Genomic DNA, 2,273 nt, shown 5'->3' with positions numbered 1-2,273 from the left:
CGCGCAGCCCCAGCCACCCGACCGCCGTGCCGAGCAGGAAGGACGTCACGGCCAGCGTGAGGTGCACCCAGAAGTACCCCGTGGGGTCCCCGTCCTCGAAGGCGAGCCCGCTGGAGTCCTTCCACAGATTCCGGACAAACGTGATCCAGATGAACCAGGACCACCCGCCGAAGGCGAGCAGAAACCAGGACGCGCGGCGTGAGAGGTGCATGCGCCTAGCCTCGCACCCCGCCCCGCGAACCGGCGTCCGGGGCCGTGTGTGCCCGGATCAGGCCCCGCGCACGCGCGGCTTTCGCGGCGTTAGACGATCGGGGGCCGGCCCAGTCTGGACATGTGCCACACCGTGCGCCAGCGCATGGGCCGCCGGCCGCCGCAGTCCGTTCGCAGGCCCTCGGTGAACCCGCCGAACCAGGCGCGCAGCCCCGAAGGCGAGCGGACGCGCGCCACGGTCAGGGCCAGCCAGGTGCCGAGGTAGACCGGGACCAGCGGGAGCGGGAGGTGCCGGCGGGCCAGCCACACGCGGTTGCGGGCCGTCATGCGGTAGTAGACCGCGTGCCGGGCGGGTGAGGTCTTCGGGTGCTGGAGCAGCAGCTCGGGGTCGTAGACGACCTTCCAGCCGGCGTCCAGCGCCCGCCAGGCGAGGTCCGTCTCTTCGTGGGTGAAGAAGAAGTGGCCCGGCCAGGTGCCGATCTCGTCCAGCATCCGCATCGACAGGGCGTGCCCGCCGCCGAGGAACGTGGTCACCTCCCCGCCGCGCATGGGATCGCCCGCCCGCAGCCGCGGTACGTGCCGCCGCTGGGTGGCGCCGGTGGCGTCGGCGATACGGAAGCTGACGACGCCCAGCCGCTCGTCGGCGGCGTAGTGGTCGCGCAGCCGGGTGAAGACCTCGTCGTCGACCAGCAGCCCGTCGTCGTCGAGGTCGACGACCACGTCCACGTCCCCGAAGGCGCGCAGCTCGTCGATGGCGACGTTGCGCCCGCCCGCGACGCCCAGGTTCTCGCGCAGCTCGACGGCGGTCACGCCGTCGCCGAGGTCCGGCAGCGCGCACCCGTTGCCGACGACCACCACCCGCGCGGGCGGCACCCGCTGCCCGGCCACCGACGCCAGCAGGGCGGCCAGCTCGGCGGGGCGCGTACCCATGGTCAGGACGGCGACCCCGAGGCGCGGCACGGACACGGCGGGCACTCCAGACGTCGACAGCGGTGCCCGCGATGGTAGCCGTTCACCGCCCGGCCACCTTCCCTTGGGGAGAACGAGGCCAAACGGCAGGCCCTAGCTCTGCTGCCGGCTCCTGTCGATGCGCGCCGCCGAAATGCGGGCGTCTCCGCTCGCCTTCCACATGCGCGCGTTGTCGTCGGCGGCGGTGGCCAGGGTCCTGCCGTCCGGGCTGAACGCCACAGACCAGACTTCCTCCCGGTGTCCGGTGAGAACGGCCGCGGGTTCGCGCGTGGCGACGTCCCACAGGCGCACCGTCTTGTCCCGGCTGCCGGTGGCCAGGGTTTCTCCGTCCGGGCTGAACGCCAGCCGGACGACACCGTTCTTGTGGGCGGTCAGGGTGGCCGCGCGCTTGCGCGTGGCGACGTCGAACAGGCGTGCCTTGTTGTCGTCCGAGCCGGTGGCCAGGGTCTTGCCGTCCGGGCTGAACGCCACGGTCTGGACCCACGATCCGTGTCCGGTGAGGATGTCCGTGGTGTCGCGCGTGGTGATGTCCCACAGGCGCACCGTCTCGTCCGAGCTGCCGGTGGCCAGGGTCCTGCCGTCCGGGCTGAACGCCACCGCACGGACCTCGGCCTCGTGGCCGGTGAGGGTGTCTATGCGCTTGCGCGTGGCGACGTTCCACAGGCGCACGGTGGCGTCCTCGCTGCCGGTGGCCAGAACCTTGCCGTCGGGGCTGAACGCCACGGCCCACACTCCACCGTCGTGACCTGTGGAGAAAGCGTCGATGAGCTTGCGCTTGTCCACGTTCCACAGGACCACGCCCTCGTCGTACGTGCCGCCGGTGGCCAGGGTCCTGCCGTCCCGGCTGAGCGCCACGGACGACGCGGGTTCCGTGGACGCGGGGCGCGTTCCGGGCTCGCCCGTCGCCACGTCCCAGAGCCTGATGTCTCCGGAGTCGCTGACGGTGGCGAGCGTTCGATCGTCCGGGAACGCGACGCCTTCGGCCCCGTCCGGGATGCGGAGGATTGCCGCTTCGGCGACGGTGATCTTCTTCGGGTCCTCTCGCAGGCCGATGATCGCCGCGGTGCCGCCGGCGCCCGCGAGGACGGTGGCGC

Annotated in this window: 3 protein-coding genes; all 3 read right to left on the bottom strand. The window is 72.5% G+C overall.

Annotated features, from left to right (window positions below; translation table 11 throughout):
* Positions 1-211 (bottom strand): SCO4848 family membrane protein (locus H5J30_RS28170; RefSeq protein WP_374101032.1); only part of this gene is annotated, 211 nt, incomplete at its 3' end.
* Positions 212-300: 89 nt separating this feature from the next.
* Positions 301-1,176, bottom strand: coding sequence for a glycosyltransferase family 2 protein (locus H5J30_RS28165; protein WP_181790111.1), 876 nt, complete (start codon positions 1,174-1,176; stop codon positions 301-303).
* Positions 1,177-1,272: 96 nt separating this feature from the next.
* Positions 1,273-2,273: WD40 repeat domain-containing protein (locus H5J30_RS28160; protein WP_181790110.1), on the bottom strand; the 1,001-nt coding region annotated here is incomplete at its 5' end.

Origin of the sequence: Streptomyces phytophilus (genome assembly GCF_013870535.1) — a bacterium.
Taxonomy (GTDB): domain Bacteria; phylum Actinomycetota; class Actinomycetes; order Streptomycetales; family Streptomycetaceae; genus Streptomyces; species Streptomyces phytophilus.
Note: the sequence above shows the minus strand (reverse complement) of the source record. Positions and strands in the feature narration are given on the sequence as shown.